This is a genomic window from Acinetobacter haemolyticus (genome assembly GCF_900406815.1).
In the GTDB taxonomy this organism is placed as follows: domain Bacteria; phylum Pseudomonadota; class Gammaproteobacteria; order Pseudomonadales; family Moraxellaceae; genus Acinetobacter; species Acinetobacter haemolyticus_A.
This window is the reverse complement of record NZ_OVCN01000008.1, coordinates 111195-136144: the sequence shown is the minus strand read 5'-3', so window position 1 is coordinate 136144 and position 24950 is coordinate 111195. Positions and strand designations below refer to the sequence as shown.

General features: G+C 39.0%; 23 protein-coding genes and 1 tRNA gene. 13 read left to right on the top strand and 11 right to left on the bottom strand.

The genetic code is table 11. The features are described from left to right. The first annotated feature begins 15 nt into the window (after positions 1 to 15). The 4 genes from yejB to DK207_RS07430 all read left to right on the top strand — a co-directional run bounded on the left by yejB (position 16) and on the right by DK207_RS07430 (position 5025). The gene (yejB, locus tag DK207_RS07445) at positions 16 to 1086 is read left to right on the top strand and encodes a microcin C ABC transporter permease YejB (RefSeq protein WP_109440628.1); all 1071 of its coding nucleotides are present in this window, start codon (positions 16 to 18) and stop codon (positions 1084 to 1086) included. After that, entirely contained in the window at positions 1086 to 2096 is a 1011-nt protein-coding gene (locus tag DK207_RS07440; RefSeq protein WP_109440627.1) for an ABC transporter permease, read from the top strand. The genes yejB and DK207_RS07440 overlap by 1 nt, the downstream gene beginning before the upstream one ends. Then, the gene (locus DK207_RS07435; RefSeq protein ID WP_109440626.1) at positions 2074 to 3666 is read left to right on the top strand and encodes an ABC transporter ATP-binding protein; all 1593 of its coding nucleotides are present in this window, start codon (positions 2074 to 2076) and stop codon (positions 3664 to 3666) included. The genes DK207_RS07440 and DK207_RS07435 overlap by 23 nt, the downstream gene beginning before the upstream one ends. A 114-nt stretch (positions 3667 to 3780) precedes the next feature. Further along, on the top strand, positions 3781 to 5025 hold the full coding sequence (locus DK207_RS07430; protein ID WP_109440652.1) for an NADH:flavin oxidoreductase/NADH oxidase family protein: 1245 nt from the start codon (positions 3781 to 3783) through the stop codon (positions 5023 to 5025). Between the two features lie 83 nt (positions 5026 to 5108). Here the strand turns inward: DK207_RS07430 and DK207_RS07425 are convergent. From DK207_RS07425 to pyrC, 3 genes are all read right to left on the bottom strand, one after another. Next, positions 5109 to 5184, bottom strand: a tRNA-Glu gene (locus tag DK207_RS07425). A 19-nt stretch (positions 5185 to 5203) separates the two neighbouring features. Continuing rightward, positions 5204 to 5866: a ribonuclease T gene (gene rnt, locus DK207_RS07420; RefSeq protein ID WP_109440625.1), complete on the bottom strand. Its 663-nt coding sequence runs from the start codon at positions 5864 to 5866 to the stop codon at positions 5204 to 5206. Further along, entirely contained in the window at positions 5851 to 6885 is a 1035-nt protein-coding gene (pyrC, locus tag DK207_RS07415) for a dihydroorotase (RefSeq protein ID WP_109440624.1), read from the bottom strand. Before pyrC ends, rnt begins: the two co-directional genes overlap by 16 nt. A gap of 162 nt (positions 6886 to 7047) precedes the next feature. Here pyrC and DK207_RS07410 point away from each other — a divergent pair, with 162 nt between their 5' ends. Then, positions 7048 to 8325, top strand: coding sequence for a GGDEF domain-containing protein (locus DK207_RS07410; RefSeq protein WP_109440623.1), 1278 nt, complete (start codon positions 7048 to 7050; stop codon positions 8323 to 8325). Between the two features lie 56 nt (positions 8326 to 8381). On the opposite strand, the gene DK207_RS07405 is transcribed toward DK207_RS07410, so the two are convergent. Next, positions 8382 to 9620, bottom strand: a complete 1239-nt coding sequence (locus DK207_RS07405) for a L,D-transpeptidase family protein (RefSeq protein WP_004638446.1) — start codon at positions 9618 to 9620, stop codon at positions 8382 to 8384. Positions 9621 to 9817: 197 nt separating this feature from the next. Here DK207_RS07405 and hemE point away from each other — a divergent pair, with 197 nt between their 5' ends. The 4 genes from hemE (at position 9818) to DK207_RS07385 (ending at position 14364) form a co-directional block, all read left to right on the top strand. Further along, entirely contained in the window at positions 9818 to 10891 is a 1074-nt protein-coding gene (gene hemE, locus DK207_RS07400; RefSeq protein ID WP_005091031.1) for a uroporphyrinogen decarboxylase, read from the top strand. An 85-nt stretch (positions 10892 to 10976) separates the two neighbouring features. Beyond that, a complete protein-coding gene (locus DK207_RS07395; protein WP_162540212.1) occupies positions 10977 to 11741 on the top strand; it encodes a DUF817 family protein in 765 nt (254 codons plus the stop codon). A gap of 189 nt (positions 11742 to 11930) precedes the next feature. After that, positions 11931 to 12401: a DUF3015 family protein gene (locus tag DK207_RS07390; RefSeq protein ID WP_109440621.1), complete on the top strand. Its 471-nt coding sequence runs from the start codon at positions 11931 to 11933 to the stop codon at positions 12399 to 12401. 82 nt (positions 12402 to 12483) lie between these two features. Beyond that, a complete protein-coding gene (locus DK207_RS07385) occupies positions 12484 to 14364 on the top strand; it encodes a DUF4105 domain-containing protein (protein ID WP_109440620.1) in 1881 nt (626 codons plus the stop codon). A gap of 36 nt (positions 14365 to 14400) precedes the next feature. Here the strand turns inward: DK207_RS07385 and DK207_RS07380 are convergent, their stop codons facing one another. The 3 genes from DK207_RS07380 to DK207_RS07370 form a co-directional block, all read right to left on the bottom strand. Then, positions 14401 to 14763 carry a cupin domain-containing protein gene (locus DK207_RS07380; RefSeq protein ID WP_109440619.1) on the bottom strand — a complete coding sequence of 121 codons (363 nt, stop codon included), beginning with the start codon at positions 14761 to 14763 and terminating at the stop codon, positions 14401 to 14403. Positions 14764 to 14777: 14 nt separating this feature from the next. Continuing rightward, on the bottom strand, positions 14778 to 15326 hold the full coding sequence (gene folE, locus DK207_RS07375; protein WP_017394508.1) for a GTP cyclohydrolase I FolE: 549 nt from the start codon (positions 15324 to 15326) through the stop codon (positions 14778 to 14780). Between the two features lie 90 nt (positions 15327 to 15416). After that, positions 15417 to 16106, bottom strand: a complete 690-nt coding sequence (locus tag DK207_RS07370) for a Smr/MutS family protein (protein WP_109440618.1) — start codon at positions 16104 to 16106, stop codon at positions 15417 to 15419. A 312-nt stretch (positions 16107 to 16418) separates the two neighbouring features. Here DK207_RS07370 and DK207_RS07365 point away from each other — a divergent pair, with 312 nt between their 5' ends. Further along, the gene (locus DK207_RS07365; RefSeq protein ID WP_109440617.1) at positions 16419 to 16850 is read left to right on the top strand and encodes a hypothetical protein; all 432 of its coding nucleotides are present in this window, start codon (positions 16419 to 16421) and stop codon (positions 16848 to 16850) included. Positions 16851 to 16956: 106 nt separating this feature from the next. On the opposite strand, the gene trpC is transcribed toward DK207_RS07365, so the two are convergent. Continuing rightward, positions 16957 to 17763, bottom strand: a complete 807-nt coding sequence (trpC, locus tag DK207_RS07360) for an indole-3-glycerol phosphate synthase TrpC (protein WP_109440616.1) — start codon at positions 17761 to 17763, stop codon at positions 16957 to 16959. A 9-nt stretch (positions 17764 to 17772) separates the two neighbouring features. After that, positions 17773 to 18822: an anthranilate phosphoribosyltransferase gene (gene trpD / locus DK207_RS07355; RefSeq protein WP_109440615.1), complete on the bottom strand. Its 1050-nt coding sequence runs from the start codon at positions 18820 to 18822 to the stop codon at positions 17773 to 17775. Positions 18823 to 19106: 284 nt separating this feature from the next. Between trpD and DK207_RS07350 the strand changes: the two genes are divergently transcribed. Continuing rightward, a complete protein-coding gene (locus DK207_RS07350; protein WP_109440614.1) occupies positions 19107 to 19901 on the top strand; it encodes an MOSC domain-containing protein in 795 nt (264 codons plus the stop codon). Positions 19902 to 19991: 90 nt separating this feature from the next. Here DK207_RS07350 and DK207_RS07345 read toward each other — a convergent pair whose 3' ends face one another. Beyond that, the gene (locus tag DK207_RS07345) at positions 19992 to 21353 is read right to left on the bottom strand and encodes an L-cystine transporter (RefSeq protein WP_109440613.1); all 1362 of its coding nucleotides are present in this window, start codon (positions 21351 to 21353) and stop codon (positions 19992 to 19994) included. A gap of 360 nt (positions 21354 to 21713) precedes the next feature. Beyond that, a complete protein-coding gene (locus DK207_RS07340) occupies positions 21714 to 22298 on the bottom strand; it encodes an aminodeoxychorismate/anthranilate synthase component II (RefSeq protein WP_109440612.1) in 585 nt (194 codons plus the stop codon). A gap of 619 nt (positions 22299 to 22917) precedes the next feature. Between DK207_RS07340 and glnA the strand changes: the two genes are divergently transcribed. Then, on the top strand, positions 22918 to 24333 hold the full coding sequence (gene glnA / locus DK207_RS07335; RefSeq protein ID WP_171293645.1) for a type I glutamate--ammonia ligase: 1416 nt from the start codon (positions 22918 to 22920) through the stop codon (positions 24331 to 24333). Between the two features lie 123 nt (positions 24334 to 24456). Beyond that, a complete protein-coding gene (locus tag DK207_RS07330) occupies positions 24457 to 24948 on the top strand; it encodes a chorismate--pyruvate lyase family protein (protein ID WP_109440610.1) in 492 nt (163 codons plus the stop codon). The last annotated feature ends 2 nt before the right edge of the window (positions 24949 to 24950 follow it).

The window sequence follows — 24950 nt, the reverse complement described above, 5'->3', positions numbered from 1 at the left end:
ATAGGGATAAGATTGATGAGAACATATATATTAAAACGGCTATTACTGATTATTCCAACTTTGTTCTTCATTTTGTTGATTAATTTTGCAGTGATCCAAATCGCACCAGGTGGCCCTGTTGAACAAGCAATCCAACAGGCACAAAGCTTTCAAGGGGTTGGTCTAGCTGGCGGCGAAACAGCGCAACAAAGTTCTCAGTCACAGTATCAAGGTGCTCGTGGTTTAAGCGCAGAAATGGTTGAGCAGATCAAGGCACAGTATGGTTTTGATAAATCAGCACCTGAACGCTTTTGGTTGATGTTGAAGGGCTATCTTTCTTTTGATTTTGGAACAAGTTTTTTTAAAGATAAACCCGTGACTCAATTGCTCTATGAAAAAATGCCAGTCACTATTTCATTGGGGTTATGGAGTACTTTACTCATTTATTTGGTTTCTATTCCCTTGGGAATACGTAAAGCAAAACAGCATGGCTTAGTGTTTGATAAATCTACTTCATTATTGTTGGCGGTGGGATATGCCGTCCCATCATTTGTTTTTGCGGTATTACTTATTGTATTTTTTGCAGGCGGTAGTTATTTCCAATGGTTTCCTCTACAAGGGCTGGTATCTGAAAATTTCGCCCAACTGAGTATGCTCGATAAAATTAAAGATTACTTTTGGCATATGAGTTTGCCGCTATTGAGTATCGTATTGGGTGGGTTTGCAGGTTTAACCTATCTCACGAAATATTCCTTTATGGAAGAGTTAAATAAGCAATACGTACTGGCAGCACGTTCTAAAGGATTGACTGAAAACCGCGTGTTATATGGACATGTTTTTCGTAATGCCATGCTGATCGTGATTGCAGGATTGCCTGAAGCATTGGTGGGGATTTTCTTTGTGGGTAATTTATTCATCGAGATCATCTTTAACTTGGATGGACTTGGACTGTTGGGATTTGAGGCCATTGTCCAGCGTGATTACCCTGTGATTTTTGGTACGTTATTTTTATTTACCTTGCTTGGTTTGATTTTGCGTTTGATCAGCGATGTGTTGTATCAGGTGATTGACCCTCGAATTAACTTTGATTCACGAGGAGTAAAATAATGTCACCTGTGATGAAAGCCCGTTTAACACGTTTTAAAAAAAATAAACTTGGTTTCAGATGTTTTATTCTCTTTACTATTATTTTTATATTGTCTTTGGCAGCAGAATTTATTGCCAATGACAAACCATTATTGGTGAAATATCAAGATAGTTTCTATTTCCCTGTTTTTAAAGACTATCCTGAAACCACTTATGGTGGGGTATTTGAAACCGCGACTGATTATCAAGATCCTGCCGTACGTGAATTAATCTCTGCACAAGGCTGGATGATTTCGCCGATTGTTCCATTTTCATATCAAACTCCGAATTTAGACTTAACAGTTCCTGTACCATCTAAACCTACTTCACAAAACTGGCTTGGAACAGATGATCAAGGTCGAGATGTGCTGGCTCGAGTATTGTATGGTTTGAGAGTGTCGTTGTTATTTGGTTTTGCCTTAACAATTTGTGCTGCAGTTCTAGGCATTATTGTGGGTGCTGTTCAGGGCTATTATGGTGGTTGGATCGATTTATTAGGACAGCGGATTCTGGAGGTGTGGGGCGGATTGCCGATGCTATTTATGGTAATGATCTTGGTAAGCATGTTTACACCAAATGTATATTGGCTATTTCTGATTATGCTGCTGTTCGGTTGGACAGCTTTAGTGGGGTTGGTTCGTGCAGAGTTTTTACGCGCGCGAAACTTTGACTATGTGCGTGCCGCTCGGGCACTCGGGGTCAGGGATCGAACGATCATTTTTCGACATATTTTACCGAATGCCATGAGTTCAAGTTTGTCGCAATTACCCTTTATGTTGACAGCAAATATTACGGCATTAACTGCACTGGATTTTTTAGGTTATGGTTTGCCACCAGATGCAGCTTCACTTGGTGAGTTATTACTGCAAGGAAAAAATAACTTAAATGCACCTTGGTTGGCATTGTCGGGCTTTTTTACACTCGCAATTGTGTTGTCATTATTGATTTATATTGGGGAGGCAACACGTGATGCATTCGATCCAAGACAATGATTCTATAAAAGATCAAGTACTCAATGTTAAACAATTAACTGTTAAAACAGAGACGGGCCAAGTTTTAGTTGATCAATTGAGTTTTGATTTAGTTGCGGGTGAAACAGTCGCAATTGTTGGTGAGAGTGGTTCAGGGAAATCAGTTAGCAGTTTGGCTTTACTTGGATTGTTACCTAGCCACTTAAATATTCAGGGTCAAGCATATTTGCATGATCAGGATTTACTGGCTTTGGATTCAACGGCATTACGTCAAATACGTGGACAAAAAATTGCCATGATTTTCCAAGAGCCGATGACCGCCTTAAATCCTTTGCATCGTGTTGAGAAAATTATTGGTGAAACATTATTGTTACAGGGTTGGCCTAAAACAAAAGTCAAAGAAAAGGTCATCGCCTTATTAAATGATGTAGGCATACCTGAGCCTGAACATAAATTACGTCGCTATCCGCATGAGTTATCTGGTGGACAAAGGCAGCGCGTAATGATTGCAATGGCATTGGCACTTGAGCCAGATATTTTAATTGCTGATGAGCCGACCACCGCACTCGATGTAACTTTACAAACACAGATTTTGAATTTGCTGAAACAGTTACAGAACCAACGCAATATGGCAATGATTTTAATTAGTCATGATTTGAACCTTGTTAAGCGTTATGCAGATCATGTGATTGTGATGAATAAAGGAAAGGTGGAAGAGCAGGGCTCGATTACGGAAATTTTTACCCGTCCTCAAGCGAGTTATACGCAGCATTTGCTGGATCACGATTTTGGCCAAGCCATTCCATATACAGAGGGACAGGTTATTCTGCAATTAGAACAATTAGCGGTGAGATTTCCGATTAAACAAGGACTGTTGAATCGATTAAAAGATTATTTTACTGCGGTTGAGCCATTGAGTTTGACCCTAGAACAAGGTGAGTCATTAGGCGTCGTTGGTGAAAGTGGTTCTGGAAAATCAACTTTGGCTTTGGCAATTACGCGTTTGATTGAAAGCGAAGGACAAATTGTTTTCTTAGGAGAAGATCTGAATCGACTCAATGAAAAAAAATTACGTCCTTTGCGAGCAGATTTTCAGATCGTGTTTCAAGATCCATTTAGCAGCTTAAATCCACGTATGACCATCGGGCAGATCATTGGTGAAGGATTGGCACTAAAAGCAATGAATCAAACTGTGGTAGAGCAGCAGATTGAAAAGACATTGGAAAAGGTGGAGTTACCGATAGACTTTAAAAATCGATATCCGCATGAACTTTCAGGTGGTCAACGACAACGCGTTGCTTTGGCCCGTGCTTTGGTCTTGCAACCAAAACTTATGATCTTGGATGAACCGACTTCAGCATTGGATCGTACAACGCAACGGGCGATTGTGAAGTTATTGAGACGACTACAGCAACAGGAACAGATTAGTTATATTTTTATTAGCCATGACTTACAAGTCATCAAAGCGATTTGCCAAAAAGTGATGGTACTACGGCACGCAAAACTTATGGAATATCAAGCCACTGAGCTGCTTTTTTCACAACCTCAAACTGATTACACCCGTCAGTTGATTGCAGCGAGTCAGTACTAGTCTTGTAATTAAATTGACATATGGTATTGTCAAATTATAGGAAGGTTATTTGACCATATAAATAATGAGATAACATTGGAGCATAGGCTCTAATTGAGATAGCAGAGGATGACCATGAGTCAGATTGCAGACAATATTAAGATTCGTAATACGACATTTAAAAATCGCATCATCAAGGGAGCGATGAGTGAAGCTTTAGCCAACCATGATGGACAACCGAATGACTTGCATATTGGTTTGTATGAGGCATGGGCAAAAGGTGGATTAGGTTGTGCGATTACTGGCAATGTCATGGTCAATATTGCTGCAAAGAATGAACCTGGTGTTGTGGCAATTGAAACTGAGCGCGATTTGGCTAAATTGCAGCAATGGGCAGCGGTAGGAAAAAAATACGGTATGGTGCAATTAATTCAATTGTCCCATCCAGGCCGTCAATGTCCTAAGGGATTAAATAAAGAAACTGTCGCGCCTTCAGCTGTTCCTTTTAGTCCAATGTTAGCGACGATGTTCGGTACACCTCGTGAACTTAGACATGACGAAATTTTAGATATTATTCAACGTTTTGCGACCGCTGCTGCCATTTGTGAGAAAGCTGGCTTTGAAGGTGTACAGTTGCATGGTGCTCATGGCTATTTGATTAGTCAATTTCTATCACCACTGACCAATAAGCGTACTGATGAGTGGGGCGGTTCGATCGAGAATCGTATGCGTTTCTTGTTAGAGATTTATAAGGCTGTCCGCGCAGCGACATCTGATGATTTTATTATTTCTGTAAAACTAAACTCTGCTGATTTCCAGCGCGGGGGGATTACTGAAGAAGATGTAATCAATGTGTTTAAAACTATTGATGCGGCTGGCATTGATCTCATTGAAATTTCAGGCGGTACATATGAAGCACCAGCGATGGCGGGTGCAAAAGCTGAAAAACGAAAAGCAAGTACGATTGCACGTGAAGCTTATTTCTTAGAGTTTGCTGAGAAAATACGTCAGCATGTATCTTGTAAGTTGATGGTTACAGGTGGTTTCCGCACCGTGGAAGGCATGAATGCCGCGCTTGAAAGCGGTGCATGTGAATTCATTGGTATTGCTCGTCCACTTGCAGTTGAAACAGATTTAACTGATCGTTTGATTGCGGGTCATGATGTGCGTTATGCCGTAAACCAAATTAAAACGGGCATTCCTTTTGTCGATAAAATGGCAATTATGGAAATCATTTGGTATGCAGCACAATTTAAAACAATTGGCCAAGGGAAAAAGCCAAATCCTAAATTATCGCCATTATTGGTATTCTTGAATTATGCGAAAGGGAATATCAAAGCAGTGGTCAAAGGACGTGTGAATTCTCGAAAATCAGCATAATATCTAGGACTCTTCGGAGTCCTTTTTAATTTTTAGTGTATAGAAAAAGCCACTGTCTTATGATGCAGTGGCTTTTTTGAATTTGGCGTCCCTACGGGGATTCGAACCCCGGTTACCGCCGTGAAAGGGCGATGTCCTAGGCCTCTAGACGATAGGGACTTCTTGAGGTGGGTGTATATTAGGGTTCTGTCACCAAACTGTCAAGAAGGTGAGGAGACAGTTTGTTCAAAATATAGCAAAACAGTTCAGCTGTCTTTTGAGTATCGTACAAAGCAGAGTGTGCTTCTTTACCATCAAACTCAATACCCGCTTGGATACATGCTCTTGCTAGCACTGTTTGGCCAAACATGACCGCACTAAGCGTCACCGTGTCAAAGACTGAGAAACTATGAAATGGATTTTGATTTTTAGTGCCAGAACGCGCAATGGCAGCTTGTAAAAAACCAAGATCAAAGTGAGCATTATGCCCAACCAATACCGCATGCGTACAATACTGAGCTTTACGCACTTCATTAAGTGATTTGAAAATACGACGTAATGCTGTACGTTCATCTTCTGCCATGGCAACACGCATTGGATTGAATGGATCAATACCAATGAAATCGAGTGAGCGACGGTCTAGATTTGCACCCTCGAAAGGATTGATATGCGCCTGAAATGATGGGCCGGGTACAAATTGCCCGTGCTCATCATACACAATGGGTATACAAGCGATTTCAAGCAGGGCATCGGTTTGGCAGTTAAAACCTGCTGTTTCAACATCGACAACAACAGGTAAAAAACCACGAAAACGCTGACCAATTACAGGAACTTTGTTTTCTTCTGTCACACTTTTCTCCATTGCAGTGTTTTACCTGCATGAAGTGGAATAATTTTTTGATCGTCAAGATAATCAAAAGACTCAGCAACGGTATGCTCTTCTTTGACCAGCGTGATAGTTGAAGTATTACGCGGTAAACCATAAAAGTCAGCACCGAATATACTGGCGAAGCCTTCTAAACGCTCTAATTTTCCTACTTGATCAAATGCTTGTGCATACAGTTCAATCGCATTTGGTGCACTATAACAACCTGCACATCCACATGCATTTTCTTTGGCATTTTGTGCATGTGGTGCACTATCTGTACCTAAGAAGAATTTTGGATTGCCGCTTGTTGCTACTTCCAAAAGCGTGGTTTGATGCGTTTGACGTTTTAAAATCGGTAAGCAATAGAAATGCGGTTTTACGCCACCAACCAACATATCATTACGGTTAAACAATAAATGTTGAGGGGTAATCGTTGCAGCAACATTACGATCTTGTTCAAGAACAAAGTTTGCGGCATCACTGGTTGTAATATGCTCAAGAACGATTTTAAGTTTTGGAAACTGCTTGAGTAGGGGTGAAAGAATTTCGTCTAAAAATCTTTTTTCACGGTCAAAGATATCAACATGGTTATGAGTAACCTCACCATGCAATAACAATGGAACTTGGTGTTCTTCGAGCTGCTCAATCACCGCATAAACTTTACGAATGTCACTTACGCCGCTATCTGAGTTTGTTGTTGCGCCAGCAGGATAAAGTTTGATGGCATTAACATGATCAGATGCTTTGATTTTACGTACTTCATCAGGAGAGGTGTGATCGGTAAAATACAGCACCATACGAGGATCAAAATGAAGCCCTTCTGGAACATGGGCAAGAATACGCTCACGATATGCCAAAGCTTCATCCACAGTTTTAACAGGTGGAACTAAATTTGGCATACATATTGCGCGGGCAAATTGTTTTGCTAAATCAGGAACTGTACGTTTTAAAGCTAAACCATCACGCAGGTGTGCGTGCCAATCATCGGGTTGTAAAAGAGTAAGTGTATTCAAGGTGCACTTCAAACTTAAAAATAATACAAATAATAATGCATAAAGTGTGAAAATGGTAACTACAATTACGGATAAGTGGTTAAGTAAAGTTCATGACAAAATGAGAATTTGTGTTATTTTTATCCGGCATCTGAACGCCAAATTATAAAAAGAGTAAAAAGGATGGAAAATCAATATGATCTTGAGCAGTTAAGGAGGTCCAAAGAAGCACTTGAACAGCTTGTTGCTCAACATTTTAAATCAAGACGGACACATCATGCTTTACCTCCAAAATTAGAAAATGATTTTTGGAAGTTTAACCTTGAACGTACACGTATCAACGCTATCCAATTTTTTGGTCAGGGCGTAATTACTTATACGATTTTTGTTCTGCTGATTTTACCGTCTAACTATATCGTCATCCAAGGCACTGAAGATTTTCTCTCAGACTTTGTATATAGCATACTCAGTTTGATTGTCGTTGGTTTGGCTTTATTTCTATTTTGGGCATTCGCTCGATTCAGAAAGTTTAGCCGCCTATTTTATCCAGCAGTCTGCACACTGGTTTTTTGTACAATTGTTTTTACATCTATTTTGATGATGAGTGTATCCAATGTCGTACTTCAAAATCAGGCAATGGTGTTGATTGCTTTTCTGTATATGCTTGGTTTTATTCTTAGCGGTATTAAACCATTACATATGCTGATCATAGGAACTTGTGCGGCAATCGTTATTCTATTTTTCCTCTATTTATTTGATGTTTCTTATGATTTATTGATGATTGGTCGAACCTTTATTGGCAGTATTTTGTTGGGGTTTTCGATTAGCGTGATGTTGACTTCGAAAGAGCGTCGGATTTTTATAAAATCAAAAATTTCTGAGATTGATGAGAAAATATTACGCTTGCAGGCTTCAGAACTTTTACATTTAAGCCAACATGACGATCTAACCAATGTTTCCAATCGCCGTACTTTTGAAGAGATGTGTATATATTATTATGACTTAGCATGCCAAGAACAAAAACCACTGGCTGTGTTATTTATTGATATTGATTATTTTAAAAACTATAACGATTTTTATGGACATCAAATGGGCGATCATGCGATCTCTGAGATTGCCAAGACAATCAAAGGTTCCATTCGACATATGGATTTTATTGCACGTTATGGTGGGGAGGAGTTTGTGGTACTTTTACCTGAAACACCTGCACAAGGTGCATATGCTGTAGCTACAAATATTTATCGTGCAATTGATCGGTTGATGATTCCACATGCAAAGTCCTTGGTATCTAATCATGTGACGATCAGTTTAGGTATCACCGTATTCAACGGTAATCGAGCGATTAGCCAAGAGCTGCTCATTGATACGGCAGATAAAGCACTCTATAGAGCAAAGCAATTGGGACGTAATCAGATTTATTATCAGCCTTTACCTAATCTTCAAGAGCATCTACAAAAATAAAAAACCGAATATCAGTGTTGATATTCGGTTTTTTTAATATTTTTGGATGATACAAATTATTCTAAGAAGCGAACTGTTACACCAGCACGTACTTTATTACCAAGATCATTTGCGTCCCAGTTGGTTAGACGAATACAACCATGTGAAGCATTTTTAGAGATCATTGATGGATTTGGAGTACCGTGGATGCCGAATGATTTTTTGCTCAGACCAATCCAAATGTTACCTACAGGGCCATTTGGACCCGGTGGCAGTGACAATGGTTTAAGGTTTTTACCTTGGACAAAGTTAGATGGTGAGTAGCTATACCATGGGTTTTTAGCAACACCAGTTACTTTGTAAGTACCTGTTGGAGAAGGAGTGCTTGTACTGCCAATTGTTGCAGGAAACGAAGCGATCATTTGATTGCGACTGTTAAATAAATACAGTTGTTTTGCACCTTTGTGTGCAACGATTAAATGAATATCTTCAGGTAAATCATTACGGACATTGGCTACAACAATTTTTTCACCCACCTTGTTAAAGTTTGCTCTAGGATTAAGCTGTCTTAGAAAACGCTCATCCATATGGAACTTTTCACCTAACATTTCAGTTACGCGGGTGTAATACAATCCTTTCATTTTCGCTTGTAAGGCATAGTCTGTTGGAATTGATTCAGCATAGGGACCTTTGAGGTCCGCTTCTGTAATTGTATATTCAACATAAGCAGGTTTAGTTTGTTTCGCTACTAAGGCATCCCACGTTTCTTTGGTGAGTTGTCCTGTAGGTGTTAAACCATTCATCTGTTGAAATGATGCAATTGCTTTTAACGTGTTTTGACCATTCGAACCATCGATTGCACCTGGTGAAGCATGTGCGTTATTCAACATAACATGAGCACGCGCATACACAGGTAACTGGCGTCTAGGCATGTCTTCATACCATTCAGCCGAATTAATTGCATCCATAGTCCAAGATGCAGGAACTTCAGGCGCTTGAGATGGTGTTTTAGTCGCTGTTGTCGCTGTGTCTAGCGTAGCTTCGCGTGCTGGTGCAGCTGTTACAGGTACTTCAGGCGTGTTTTCTATTGTTTGAGCAACATTGGCTGCTGGATTTGGGCTAAGCTGTGGCTCAGATGCAGCAGAAGAAACAGCACTACTGCTTGATGCGGTATAATCAATTGCCAAAGGATCAATCGGATCTTGGACTGCGGAAATTTTTTGCGGTTTTAATGGTTGCTCAGTTGTTGGCGCAGCAAAAGCAACATTAGCAAGAATACAACTTAAACTCATAGCGAGTAATGAGCGAACAAACATGTAATTCAACCTTAAGAATTATTCATATTGAGATATAAGACTTTGCAAGTATTACAGAAAATACTCAAGCTTGCAGTAGCAATTTTGTGACCAGACAATTTTTTCGTCATCAAAATGGATCAACGGTATACGTGGTTATATATCTTAGGTGATTTTTGTTATCATGCCTTTCACATGAAAGATTATAGAGATTGGTAATGACAACGTTGAAAAATGATCGTTTCTTACGAGCTTTGCTACGTGAACCTGTAGACACCACGCCAGTATGGATGATGCGTCAAGCAGGGCGTTATTTGCCAGAATATCGAGAAACTCGTGCAGAGGCAGGGGATTTTCTTTCTTTATGTAAAAATACGGATTTTGCTTGTGAAGTGACATTACAGCCTTTACGCCGTTATGCACTTGATGCTGCAATTTTATTTTCAGATATTTTAACTGTACCAGATGCTTTGGGTTTAGGCTTATATTTTGAAACAGGTGAAGGTCCGAAGTTTCATAAAACAGTGCGTACTGAACAAGATGTCGCGAATTTACCTAAATTAAATGCAAAGTCTGATCTTGCTTATGTAATGAATGCTGTCTCAACAATTCGATCTGCTTTAAATGGACAAGTACCATTGATTGGTTTTTCTGGTAGTCCATGGACTTTGGCAACCTACATGATTGAAGGTGGATCGAGTAAAGAATTTCGTTTTACCAAGCAAATGATGTACGCACAACCTGAAGTGCTACATGCATTGCTTGATCACCTTGCAGATTCAGTCATTGATTATTTAAATGCACAAATTGATGCGGGTGCTCAGGCAATCCAAATTTTTGATAGTTGGGGTGGCGCACTTGCGCATCGTGAGTATGTTGAATTTTCATTGAATTATATGACCAAGATTATTGCTGGGCTTCAACGTGAAAAAGATGGACGTCGTATTCCAATTATCGTTTTCACCAAAGGTGGGGGACAATGGCTGGAAACTATGTTAACGACAGGTGCTGATGCTTTTGGTCTTGACTGGACAACACCGTTGTATACAGCTCGTGATGTTGTTGCTGGTCGTGCAGCCTTGCAAGGAAACTTAGATCCTGCGGTACTTTATGGCTCTGCTGCTTCTATTGAGAAATCTGTTAAAGCGATGCTTGATGATGCATATCAAAATGGTGAAAAGACAGGCTATATTGCAAATCTAGGTCATGGAATCACACAGTGGGTTGATCCTGCTCAACCCAAGATTTTTGTTGATACAGTGCATGAATACAGTGCGAAATATTTGGGTTAAATGATTAGAGGCTGAAATGCCATCAAATCCTAATCATTTTTGAAAGGTTTATTTTGTGCCGTTATTTTTAATCTCACTCGATTTCATGACTAAGGCAGCTTCTGCTGCCTTATTTGGTATATTACTTTTAATTGCTTTCGCAGTCACAGCACCGATGGGAAGCCATGAATATTATGGCTTTTTTCGTTATGACTATTTGTTATTTTATGCATTGATTATCCAAGTTTGTTTGATCTATTTAAAGTTGGAATCATGGGCAGAAGCAAAAGTGATTGCTTTATTTCATATCCTTGCAATGGGGATGGAAATATTTCTTACGCACCCTGCAATTGCTTCTTGGCAGTATCCACAGCCTGCAGTATTTAAATTACTGACAGTTCCTTTATTTGCTGGCTTTATGTATTCAGCCGTGGGAAGTTTTTTTGCACGTTCATTGCGACTTTATCAAGTTTCTTTTGAAAACCTGCCCACTTTTAGCAATATGTTGTTATTGGCGGTGTTGTCCTACCTCAACTTCATGACAAAGTTTTTTATTCCTGATATTCGCATTGGGTTGTTTATTTGGAGTGTGGTTATTTTTTGGAAAACGAAAATATATTTCCAATTACGACAATATCGTTTCAAAATTCCAATGCTACCAATTTTATTATTGCTCGCCTTTATCATTTGGATCGCAGAAAATATCAGTACCTTTTACAAAATTTGGCTATATCCAAGTCAAGTCGATGCTTGGCATATGGTGGGATGGGGTAAATTGGGTTCTTGGTATCTATTATTGTTATTGAGCTTGGTGCTTGTACTTAAAATATTGGGTGTTCGTGATCAAAAGGGAACTTGGACATTGCATTAATATATTTTTCGGCTTCGAAAATGCGCCGCATTTGTGTTAAACCGATCGTTTATAAATATTTCAATAATATTTAAAATTTTATTTGCTAAAAAACCTGAACCTCGTTATTTTAATTTGTGTCTGTGTGATGTCACAGCACATTAGTAATAACAAAATACTAAAGAATAATTGATACTGGAGACTTTTCCGATGTTAAAAAAAATTGCATTAGCTGCGTTATTAGCTGCTGGTTCAACTGTAGCAATGGCTGATAACGATGTAGGTTGTGGTGTTGGTACACAAGTATGGGCGGGTAAAAAAGGTGTGGGTCCTAAAATCCTTGCTGCAACGACCAACGGTATTTTCACTAACCAATTATTGGGTATTACTTTTGGTACATTGGGCTGCCGCCAAGGTGGAACAGTAACAGCACAAGTGGTTCAATTTACCAATGAAAACTCTGAGTCTTTAGCGCGTGATATGGCAGTGGGTCAAGGCGAAAGCTTGAACGTACTTGCTGAATTGATGCAAATTAAAACTGAAGATAAAGCACGTTTCTTCGCGGTTTCTAAAGCAAACTTTGCTGAGATCTATTCAAGCAAGAACCAAAACACACTTCAAGTTTTAGATTCTTTGCAAAACGTAATGTCAAATGATGATGTATTAAAAGCTTACGTTTAATCTGTCGCATTTAAAAACCCTGTCCTTGTGACAGGGTTTTCTTATAGTCAATCCGAATTATATTTAAAATATTTGTTGCTGAATGAAATTTTTAACTTTTGCGATTACAGCTTTTTTATCTCATATTGCACACGCCGCGATTGAGCCAAATATCAATAATTACCAGCAACTTGCTGAACAGAAGAAATTAGACCAGCATATTACGTGGCAGCGTTTAATGTATGCGGAGCAGACAAAGAAAAGCGAAGTCACTTATAAAGGATATTTTTACGCCGAGGATGGGCGGTTAAACTTACTCAATGAATTAAAAGCAGATATTCAGGCCTTATTTATAGCATCTGATGATAATCAATCGATTCGTTGTAAATTTCCTGCACGAAGTCGTTGGTTGATGCAACAGTTAAACATCGATTCAAAACAACTTCCAGCGGTGAACTGTCCTGAATTCGATGAATGGATCAACCAAATTAATCCTCACAAAGCAACATTGATTTACGCAACAGATTTTATGGGTAATCCGAGCTCTATGTTTGGACACACCTTATTGCGTTTAGACCCTAAAGATCAACAACAATTGAATTTAGTCTCTTATGCAATTAATTATGCGGCTACGGTAAACAATCAAGATAATTGGTCTTATGCTTGGAAGGGTTTAACTGGGCAATATCCTGGCGAATATTCTTTAATGCCGTATTACCGAAAAGTAAAAGAATATGGAGATTTTGAAAGTCGTGACTTATGGGAATATGAGCTTAATCTCGACCCCGAAGAAACACGATTCTTAGTTGAGCATATTTGGGAAATGCAACAGGTAAGTTTTCCCTACTATTTTGTGAGTGATAACTGTGCTTATCGTTTATTGGGTCTGATTGATTTAGTCCGCCCAAATCTCAATCTAAAAGCACAATTTAATTATGCCGCTATTCCAATTGAGACGCTCAAAGCAGTCGACCAGCAGGAATTAGTCAAAGAAATTGTTTATCGTCCTGCACTAGAAACACAACTATTATCTCAAGCAAAACAACATGGAAGCAGTTTAGCTAAAGTTGCTCACAAAGTCGCATTTACACCGATCGAGCAAGTGTCTGAAATTTTGCAACCATATGAAATACAAGATCAAGCTAAGATTCTTGAAATGGCATATGATGACTTATATTTAAAATATATTAGTCATAAAGCTGATGCTGATTTCGCACCCACACATTTGCGCCAGCTACTTGCAAAGCGTAGTCAGATTCAGGTGGATAAACAACGTCAAGAACCTGAAAGACCTGAGATCCAACCTGTTGAAGGACATCATGCTCGAAATCTTTCTGTGAACGTTGGAGAGGTGCAGGGCAAAACCTTTATTGAGCTGGGTCATCGCCAAGCTTATCACGACTTAATTGATCCATCTGGTGGTTATCGTTTAGGGACCCAATTACTTTTTCTGAATGGTGCTGCTCAATATCGCGAGGATAAGCTCAAACTTGAGCATTTGGATTTGCTCGCTGTCAATTCATATAATCCCATTCAGCCCTTTAAAGCGCCTTTAACTTGGGGTTTTAACTTAGGTTGGAAACAAGAGGCGATTGAGCAAGGTGATTTTACAGATCAATCCCAACATGGTGTCATGAATTTAAATATGCAGGTGGGTTACAGTTTAGCGGACTATGATCGTAAACACCTGTGTTACGCACAAGTACAAGGGCATTTACAAGGTGGCAAAGCACTCGATCAGGGGTGGAGGATTGGGGCTGGACCAACACTTGGATGTATGAACCAGTGGACCAATCAGGTCAATAGCCTATTGCAAGTCGAGCTACCATACTGGGAAGATCAAAATCAATGGGGACTGAGGGTAGGAACACAAGTTCAGTATAGTTTAAATGCCAATAACGCCATCCGCTTAAATTGGAAATATGAACAACAAGATCATAAAGACTGGAATAAATTAGGTTTGGCTTTTATTCGTTTCTTTTAAAAAAGATAATTGTTGAGGTGTGAACCTTTGAGAAGCCTACACTTCAACAATAACATAGTATTTTTTAACTGCTTCAACCACTTCAAATGTACCGACAAATGCAGGAGGAATAATGCCTGCATTTCCAGCGGTCACTTCAACAAATGAAGCTGTTTTGGCATCATGGATTCGCACGATACCTTCAATGACTTGAAAGAACTCTTGTTTATTGTCCGCAAACTGGATATTCCAAGCACCAACTTCACACTGCCAAATGCCGCAGTCCATATGAGGATGTTCATATAGGCTATAAGTCAGGCGCTTTGGATTTCCAGTGACCAAACGATCTGGACGTGGGTAATCAGTGCTCGCTTCAGTTTGAGATAATTCACCAAAGCCTGCTAAGTGAAGAGATGACATGATTAATGCTCAGTTTAATAACTTTCTGGAACGGCACTTAAAAATTCACGACGTGCATCTTTGTCTGTTTTAAAGTCACCGACAAAAGAAACGGTACGTGTGGTTGACTCTTGTTTGCCAACACCACGCATCATCATGCACATATGCGCTGAGTCGATCACTACAGCTACACCACGCGCTTGAGTGACTTCTGCAACCGCTTCGGCAATTTGTTGAGTTAAATTTTCCTGAATCTGTAAACGACGTGCAAACATTTCAGTAATACGTGCAAATTTTGATAATCCGAGAACCTGACCTTCAGGCAAGTAGGCAATATGCACACGCCCATAAAATGGAAGCAGGTGATGCTCACAAAGTGAATAAAATTCGATATTTTTAACCAATACCATTTCATGGTTATCGGATGGAAAGACAGCACTATTTGTCACTTCAGCAAGCGTTTTGCTATAGCCAGAAGTTAAAAATGAGAAAGCTTTAGCCGCACGCATAGGTGTATCTTGTAGACCTGGGCGAGTAAGATCTTCACCAACGGCAGTTAAGATATTTGCGTACGATTGCTGCATAGACATAACAATGTTCACTTAGGTGGGTTGAACAAAACGGGAATTGTATCAGAAAACCGCTAAAAAAATTAACTTTGAACTAAGTACCGATTATTGTTTGTACTTTGGATTCTTTTCTGCACGTTTCAGCAAGACTAAAACGGCACCTGTACCGCCTTGATTTTCAGGTGCACTAACGAATGCTAGTACATCACGATGTTGTCTGAGCCAGCCGTTTACATAGGTTTTTAAAATCGCTTCTGGGCCTTTGCCATGTACGATTTTGATGACATTTTGATTTTCATCTTTAGCCATTTGAATGATTTGCAAGACAGCGGCACGTGCTTGTTCGACGGTACAACCGTGTAAATCCACAGCTTCAAACCAGCGAATTTTACCTGCTTTCAAATCTTCAAACACTTTATGCTGTAGTGTTGCGATGCGATAACTTAAAGTAGCTTGGCTTGCCACAGGATTTAAAATCGCTTGCGTATCCGAAATCTCTGTGAGTTCCTGCTCAGCGCCACCTTCTGCTGCGGCACGTTTCGCTAAAATTTGAGCATCTACTTTCTTTGAAGGTTTAGTCCGAAGCTGAGCGATATTGCCATGATCAATCGGTTTTACACCCGACAGTGCTTTTTTAAAAAGCTCGGTATCTTCCATTTCTTCTTCAACCGCCTGAGCTTTTTTTGACTCAGCTTGTTGACTAAGTTTGCTGGATTGAGGATTTGAGATCTGCTTTTTAAAGACTTTCAGTAAATTAAACTGATCTTTAGAAAGCGATGAATCATTTTTACTCATAATTTTATGGAAATATACAAGATACGAGAGAGATCTAAAATTATAGTCCGAATCTACTGGAATTTGAAATGAATTTGGGATGCGTAAATTGTTGATATTGATCTTAGTCAAATGTCAAAAATTTTCAACAAAATAACGTAACTTACAATTTTCACTCTAACCTAATTCCATGAATAAGAACCACTTGGATTTATTTCAATATGTTTGGTTTAAGATATTATACAGTGATATTGGTGGTTCATTACTTTAGATAACAAGGAAATACTAATATTGTGGAAATTAGTATTCCATAAACTTTGAAGAGTCAAAATAATGAGTATATTGAAAACACATATAGAGTTTCGTTCGGAAAGCTTTCCAAAAAATGATATAGAGCTTAGTGATAAGGATGGTTCTATTTGGGGATATACTTTAGCAGTTTTTTTATCTGGAGAATTACAAAGAAATGGATTGCAAGTATTTGAATTCATATGTGAAGATTGGGGATACCTAATTCCTCTAGCCAGTGAAGATTTAGAAGGTATTTGGATTGGATGCACTCATTATGAGGAGTTTGAAAATGGCTTTTTAGTTTTTATCGAACCTTCGAATCCAATAGTGAAAAAAGGATTTTTTAGAAAGATAGATATATCTGAGAAAATAATCAAGGTTTCAAATGTATTAGATAAAATATTAACAAATAATCCAAATATTTATGCCCAGCGTTGGTGGGGTGAAAGCGACATGAAGTTAATTGCGCGGTAATTTGTTTTAGGAAATAAATAATAAAGTTGTTTATATTGATATAATATTCAGTTGTATAAATATATATTAAGGTTCATGGCATAATTTTACCTTGAACCTTATTTACTTAGATCCGTTCAGGCATACCAAACAATTCACCAAACGCCACATCAGGATGAGGCTGTTTCATAAAACTTTCACCAACAAGGAAGGTATGAATATCATTAGCTTGCATCATTTCAACATCAGCAGGCGTGGCAATTCCACTCTCAGTGACCAAAACACGAGAAGCTGGTAGTAATTTTTTCAAACGTAATGATGTATTTAAATCCACATCAAAAGTTTTTAGGTTGCGGTTATTCACACCCAAAATACATTGCTCAGAAAGCTTTAATGCACGTTCGAGTTCAGCTTCATCATGCACTTCAACCAACACATCCAGTTGATGTTCAAATGCAGTTTTTGACATTTCCTCAAGCTGTTGATCCGATAAACATGCCACGATCAATAAAATACAATCGGCATGTAAAGCTCTTGCTTCAACGACATTATAAGGATCAATCAAGAAATCTTTGCGTAATGCAGGTAGGGCACAGTGATTACGTGCAATCGCAATATTCTCATCTGCACCTTGGAAGAAATCTACATCGGTCAGAACAGAGAGACATGCTGCACCTGCTTGTTCATATTGCTGTGCAATTTCAGCAGGGTTAAAGTCTGCACGAATGATGCCTTTTGATGGTGACGCTTTTTTAATTTCAGCAATCACAGCAGGGCATTTATGCTGCAAAGCATTCGCAAAACCACGAACAGGTGTTGCTTCTTTTGCCCATTGTTCAACATCATGCAAGCTACGTTGTTTTAAACGTGTAGCAAGTTCCTCATGTTTGCGGTCAACAATTTTACCTAAAATGGTATTTTGGATATTGATCATGAGGAATCCTTAGTCTGCCTGATATTGTTTCAATGTTTTGGTAAATTCAGCCAAGATGCTCATTTTCTCTAAGGCTTGTCCGCCGTAAAGAATATCTTGCGCCAGTTCAACTGCTTGTTTATAGGTTTTTGTCAGTCCTGCAACATATATGCCTGCGGCAGCATTCAGCGCAATCATATTTGCGGCTTTTTCACCGATTTCAGATTTATCACGACCCAAAGCATCCTTGATCAGTTTCAAGCTTTCTTCAGAACTGTTGACGACTAAACCTGTCAATGTTTGTGATGGAATGCCAACATCATCCGGCGTGAGTGTCCATTCAGTAATTTCACCATCTTTTAATTCAGCAACAGCTGTAGGTGCTGCGAGACTGATTTCATCTAAACCATCTCTTGAATGTACAACCAATACATGGACTGCACCGAGTTGTTTCAGAACTTCCGCAATAGGGTGACAAAGCTCATCTGAAAATACACCGATAACAAAGCGATTTACACCAGCAGGATTGGTCAATGGACCGAGTAAATTAAAAATGCTTCGAATCCCAAGTTCACGACGTGGCGCAACAGCATACTTCATGGCTTTATGGTGATTCGGTGCAAACAGGAAACCTACGCCCATTTCACGGATGCAGCGTTCAGTTTGTTGCATGTCTAAATCAAGTTGAATGCCCATTTTTTCAAGTACATCTGATGATCCTGATTTACTTGAAACCCCACGATTCCCGTGTTTGGCAATCGTTGCACCAGCGGCTGCAATCACAAAGCTTGAGGCTGTTGAAACATTAAATAAATTTTGACCATCACCACCTGTACCCACAATATCGACAAGGTGTGGGATATCACTCACATCAATCTTGATTGCGAACTCTCGCATGATCCGTGCTGCTGCAGTGATCTCATCAATGCTTTCACCTTTCATACGTAGGCCCATCATCAATGCGCCAATCTGAGCATCGGTTGCTTCGCCTTGCATGATGCTTCGCATGACATCTTCCATTTGCGTTTGAGTCAAATGAATGTTTTTTGTAATGTGATTAAGTGCCTGTTGAATATTCATAATTTGGATATAGCGTTCATGCTCTAATGTTTTGAAGGAATGAGGTGGATGAAGGTTTTAATATGACTACTGACCTACATACGTCAGGCGTTATGTTATCAGAAAATAGTTTGGATTTTACAGAGGGTGCCGATATTTCACACACCTTATCAAGCCTAAAAAATGGCATGGCTGCTAAACTTTGGTTTAGTTGTTATAATTTTGAATCATTATAAAAAGATATTTGTCATAAGCCAGCTTCATTGTTCTTGAATTATTCAAACTGTTCTTAAAGGTATTTCGTTGTGCATGTCAGTCAACTCTTTCATTATCCTGTCAAGTCACTGTGCGGAAACGCACTTACTGAGATGGAAATCGATTCTTTCGGACCAAGATGGGATCGTAGATGGATGTTGGTTGATCACGAAGGACGTTTTGTCACTCAGCGTCAATGCACGATTATGGGGCAGATTAGTTTTAAAATATTCGCGGAATCAGTACGTTTTGAATTCCAAGATGACCATATCACTTTAAGTCTTGATGAGGCGCAAGGGCATGCTGATAATTGTCTGATCACAATATGGCGAGATCAACTACAAGGCAACCGCATAGATCACCCTGTTAATCAATGGTTAAGTCAAATATTAGGGCGAGAAGTTCGTTTGGTTTATATGCCACAGCAAACTATGAGACAAGTTGATTTGACCTATGCACAAGAAGGAGATCGCGTTGGTTTTGCTGATGGTTTTCCATTTTTAATTCTTGGGGAAGCCTCAGTAGAATTTCTTGCTGAAAAAGTTGGATTTCCATTAGATGTGCAACGTTTTAGACCGAATATAGTGATTTCAGGTTGTGAAGCATTTGCTGAAGATCACTGGAAACAGATCCAGATTGGTGAGATGCAATTTGATTTGGTTAAGCCTTGCTCTCGGTGCGTAATTCCTACGATTGATTTAAAAACCAGTCAAAAACAACCTGAGGTCATGCAAGCTATGCTGGCGTATCGAAAGCAGGGCAATAAAGTTATGATGGGACAAAATGCATTGCATCGAGGGATCGGGGAGATTTCACTTGGACAGGAAATTCGAATTTTGAAATGACCATGGCTTAAATTTCCCCTTTATCGATATTCAAAATTAAAAAAGCCAATCGATAGGTGTCGATTGGCTTTTTAATTCTCGCTGAGGAATTTATTGTTGATCTTCTACTGGCTCTCTCACGCCAAGCAATTGACTCGTAGCAGTACCAGCAGTCATTGAACCATTTACATTTAGGGCAGTACGTCCCATGTCAATCAGGGGCTCAATCGAAATAAGTAGGGCAACCAGCGTTACTGGAAGTCCCATAATCGGGAGAACAATCAATGCTGCAAATGTTGCACCGCCACCCACACCAGCCACACCAATAGAGCTGAGTGTAACGATGATTACCAGTTGAGCAATCCATAGCGGGTCAAGTGGGTTAATTCCCACAGTAGGAGCAACCATTACTGCTAACATCGCTGGATACAAGCCTGCACAACCGTTTTGACCAATAGTCGCACCAAAGGAAGCTGAGAAACTGGCAATACCTTCAGGTACACCGAGCTGCTTTGTTTGCGTTTCTATATTCAACGGAATACTCGCTGCACTGGAACGACTAATAAATGCAAAGCTTAAAACAGGGAATGCTTTTTTGAAAAAGTCGATTGGGTTAACGCGTACCAACAATAAAATTAGTGCATGTACGATAAGCATGATGATCAGCCCCAAATAAGAAGCGATCACAAACTCACCGAGTTTGATGATGTCGGCTAAATTTGCTGTTACAACCATTTTGGTCATCAACGCGAGTACACCATAAGGCGTAAATTGCATGACTAAACGAACCAAACTGATAATCAATGCTTGTAATGCCTCAATCCCATGTCGAATCCGCTCTCCATTCAATGTGTCTTTTTCCATGAGTTTTAAGGCTGCCACACCCAAGAAAGCAGAAAAAATAACCACACTAATAATTGCGGTAGGACGGATGCCCGTTAAGTCAGCAAATGGGTTTTGCGGAAATAATGAAAGCAGTAGTTTTGGAATATCAAGATTGGCAACTTGTCCAATATATTGGCTTTCAATTGCGGCTAAGCGTTCAGTTTCACGAACGCCTTGAACTAACCCCTCAGCGGTTAAACCAAAGAGGTTGGTAATACTAATCCCTACAAAAGCAGCGATTGCTGTGGTGAAGAGTAAAATACCAATCACTAAAATGCTGATTTTTCCCAAGGACGTGGTTTGATGTAATTTAACCACAGCACTTAAAATTGAGATAAAAATAAGTGGCATAACTACCATTTGTAACAGTTGTACATAACCATTACCAACGATATTGAACCATGAAACTGATTGATCTAATACAGTGCCTTCACCATAAATGGTTTTGAGACCCAAACCAAAAAAGATACCCACTAGCATCCCGATCAATACTTTTTTGGCTAGACTCCAATCATGACGATTGGTAAAAAATAATCCGGCCAAAAGCAAGATAAAAACAAGAATATTCAATAAAACAAGTGTATTCACAAGAGATGTCCTGATAGATGATTCAGGGAGCGAAAAGCTATAAATAATGATTTTAATTTTAGCATCGTGTTACCCTGAAAGCTTAATCATTCCTATGACTATAGTTAATCGAAAAAATTAAAAAGCACTATTTTAACGGTTGTTGGTAACTTGAATTATTTTTCATTTTAAACATGAAAAATACATTAATTATTGAAATAGAATGATTTGTTCTGAGATAAAGAGACAGCGTACGTATTTTAAAATATAAAATTTTATGAATCGAAAGTAGTTATTTATTGTTTTTAGATGTTTAAAATTAAAACAGCCTATTCAAGATGAGTAGGCTGTCTAGCTTATACATTAAATATTTTTCTCTATTTAAGCGTAGATATCTAAGAAATTTTTGAAAATTTCATGTCCATGTTGACTTAAGATAGATTCAGGATGGAATTGAACACCTTCAACAGGAAGGGTTTTGTGCTTAACACCCATAATTTCTTCAATAGTTCCATCGGCTTGGTTGGTCCAACATGTTACTTCTAGACAATTAGGCAATGTTTCTTGCTCGATCACAAGAGAGTGATAACGTGTTGCAGCAAATGGAGAAGGTAGGTGACTAAAAATTCCTTTATCACTGTGGTGCATATCAGACAAACGGCCATGCATCACAGTTTTGGCGCGAATAATATTTCCACCAAAAGCCTGTCCAATCGCTTGATGACCTAAACATACACCGAGTAAAGGTATTTTTCCTGCAAAGTGGTTGATTGCAGGAATTGAAATTCCTGCTTCACTTGGTGAGCATGGGCCAGGACCAACCACTAGATATTTTGGCTGCCATCGCTCAATATCCTCTAATGTAACTTGATCATTACGAACAACTTTTACTTCCTGATTCAATTCACCAAAGTATTGAACAATGTTGTAAGTAAAGCTGTCATAGTTGTCAATCATCAGAAGCATGATTATAACCTTTTAAAAAATAAGCACTTTATGGTGCTATTGAATTCTAAAAAACAATCTCAGTATCATGGTTTAACCCCATCTTTATTAAAGCATGGAAGGTTATCAAGATAATGGGAAATCATCATATCAAAAACCAATCATTAATGTGGAATATTTCAAGAAGATAGCAAAATCAAAAAAACTGAATGAATTAAAAAATACCTAAAAAACAACAAGAATTATTTTAAATTGAATACTTTGTCAAAATAAGCAACAAGTGAATCAAAAGTCTAAATGAATTGATTGGATTGATGTTCAAAAGAATGATATAAAAAGTCAATTTTATGCAAACGATATGTGGCATAAATAGCACTACAATAGTTCTTTGTTACAAGTATTGCACTATTTTGGTTCAATAAGCCTTTTTTAGGGACGGCTTGAAATATAAATGTGTGAATATGGTGCATTTGCAATTGCAGACATGCGAATAGACACAGGACATGGAGCTTAAAATATTTTTTCTATAAAGAATTTCAATGTTTTAAGTATGCTTTAAAATTGTTGGTATGGTAATTGCTTACTACAAATCAACAGCTAACACGCACTTAACAAGTGCACATAAATTTCATTGGAGCAAATGAGCATGGCGAACAAGGTCCTTCAACTCATCAAAGAAAGTGGCGCAAAATGGGTCGATTTTCGCTTTACTGATACTAAGGGTAAAGAGCAGCATGTAACTTACCCAGCAGATACAATTGATGAAGATACATTTGAAGACGGTAAAATGTTTGATGGTTCTTCAATCTCTGGTTGGAAAGGCATTGAAGCTTCGGACATGATCTTACGTCCAGACGCTGAAACAGGTTTCCTTGACCCGTTCTTTGCTGAGCCTACAGTTGTTGTGACTTGTGACGTAATCGAACCATCTACTGGTCAAGGTTACGAGCGTGACCCACGTTCTATTGCTCGTCGTGCAGAAGAATATTTAAAATCTACGGGTATCGGTGATACGGCATTCTTTGGTCCAGAACCAGAATTCTTCGTATTTGACGAAGTGAAGTGGGACATCGACATGTCTGGTGCTCGTCATACACTGATCGCTGAAGAAGCTGCATGGTCTACTGGTAAAGACTACGAAGCTGGTAACTCAGGTCACCGTCCACGTGTTAAAGGCGGTTACTTCCCAGTTCCTCCAGTTGATTCTCATCAAGACATGCGTGCTGAAATGTGTGCACGTATCGAAGACATCATGGGTCCTGGCCGTGTAGAAGTACATCACCACGAAGTTGCTTCTTGCCAATTAGAAATTGGTGTGAGCTTCAATACAATGGTTCGTAAAGCAGACGAAGTTCAACAGTTCAAATATGCTGTTTGGAACGTTGCTCACCAATATGGCAAAACAGCAACTTTCATGCCTAAGCCAATGGTAGGTGATAACGGTTCTGGTATGCACGTTCACATGTCTATCTCTAAAGATGGCAAGAACTTGTTTGCTGGTGATGAATATGCTGGTTTATCTGAAATGGCATTGTTCTTCATTGGTGGTGTAATCAAGCACGCGCGTGCATTGAATGCGATTACTAACCCATCTACAAACTCTTATAAGCGTTTGGTTCCTCACTACGAAGCACCAATCATGCTTGCTTACTCAGCACGTAACCGTTCTGCATCTATCCGTATTCCATACGTTTCAAGCCCTAAAGGTAAGCGTATCGAAGCTCGTTTCCCTGATCCAATGATGAACCCGTACTTAGGTTTTGCGGCATTGTTGATGGCTGGTCTTGATGGTATCCAAAACAAGATCCACCCAGGTGAAGCTGCTGATAAGAACTTATACGATCTTCCTCCTGAAGAAGAAGCAAAAATCCCAACAGTTGCTCATAGCTTAGATATGGCTCTTGAAGCGCTTAAAGCTGATCACGAGTTCTTGTTGAAAGGCGGTGTGTTCACTAAAGAAATGCTTGATGCATATATCGAACTTAAAACTGAAGATGTACGTCGTCTTAACACGACTACTCACCCAGTTGAATTTGATATGTACTACAGCTTGTAATACATCCCAAATAAAAAAACTCGCTTCGGCGAGTTTTTTTATGCCTTTGATAGAAATCGAATTTCATACATTATTATAAAAAAATTCATGTAAACTAGTCGCGATGTTTTTAGTGAGTTAAGCATGCGAAATTTACAACCTAGTAGAATAAATGGAAAAGATATTCCTACTGAATTAAAAAAATGGTTGTATGCATCAGGTTCACTTACTCAGCAACTTACAGATCTCGGTGGTGGTGAGTTTCATGTTGAGCGTATTAGAGAGCATTATCAGCGTTTAGCATTTGCTGATAGCAAATGGATGAATATGCCTACACATCATATCGCATGGGTGAGGGAAACGTATCTTTATGGCTCAGAGTCACAAGCTTGGGTAAAAGCAAAAAGTATTTTTCCGATTCTAAGCCTTCAGAAAAAAGCAAGAATTTTTAAATATATCCGAAATAAGCCCATTGGTTGGTTTTTATTTCAACGTACCAATCCTGCTTGTGAAAGACGAGTTATTCATACTGAAGAGGGTTGGGCGCGGCAAAGTTGTTATACTTGGCATGGGTGTAAATTTATCGTACAGGAAACTTTCCTGCCTGGATTTGAACAGTTTATTGAACAGCATTGACT